Raw genomic sequence first — 882 nt, forward strand, 5'->3', positions numbered from 1 at the left:
GTTTTTTAAAAAAGTTTGCAATAATCCTTTGTAATAAAAAAACAACTAAATTGCTAAACTGTTATTTTTTTATATTTATTAATTCAAATTTTAAGTTGACACTTGATATAGCAAGACTTACAATAAATTCGAAATCGATTTTTTCGCATATTACCGTTTTTCAATTTGCAGAAAAGTCAATATAAAAAAATGGGGGTTCTTTACATGAGAATCAATACAAATATTAATAGCATGCGTACACAAGAATACATGCGCCAAAACCAAGCTAAAATGAGTAACGCTATGGACCGTTTATCAAGCGGTAAACGTATCAACAACGCTTCTGACGATGCAGCAGGTCTTGCAATCGCAACTCGTATGCGTGCACGTGAAAGCGGATTAAGCGTAGCTGCTAACAACACACAAGACGGTATGTCATTAATCCGTACAGCTGATTCAGCAATGAACTCTGTATCTAACATCTTACTTCGTATGCGTGACATCGCTAACCAATCTGCAAATGGTACGAATACTGACAAAAACCAAGTTGCTCTTCAAAAAGAATTTTCTGCATTAAAAGAGCAAATCACTTACATTGCAGACAACACACAATTCAATGACAAAAACCTATTAAATGGTAACCAAACTATCGATATTCAAACTCTTGATTCACATGATTCTACTAAACAAATCGGTATTGATTTAAAATCTGCTACCCTTGAAGCATTAGGTATTAAAGACTTAACAGTTGGTGCTGTTGGAAGTACTGAAGCTAAAAATTATGTTGACGCTAAAGACGCATTAGCAAAAAATGTAGCAGCGACTGCATTCATCGATGCTAAAAAAGCTCTTGATGGAGATGCTGTTGCTAAAACTTACGTTGCAGCTAAAACTGCTCATGAT

Annotated in this window: 1 protein-coding gene; it reads left to right on the plus strand. The window is 34.6% G+C overall.

The window, feature by feature from the left end; translation table 11 throughout:
• Positions 1-204: 204 nt before the first annotated feature.
• Positions 205-882: flagellin N-terminal helical domain-containing protein (locus KI356_RS27110; RefSeq protein WP_498066724.1), on the plus strand; the 678-nt coding region annotated here is incomplete at its 3' end.

This window comes from Bacillus hominis (assembly GCF_018332515.1).
Taxonomy (GTDB): domain Bacteria; phylum Bacillota; class Bacilli; order Bacillales; family Bacillaceae_G; genus Bacillus_A; species Bacillus_A hominis.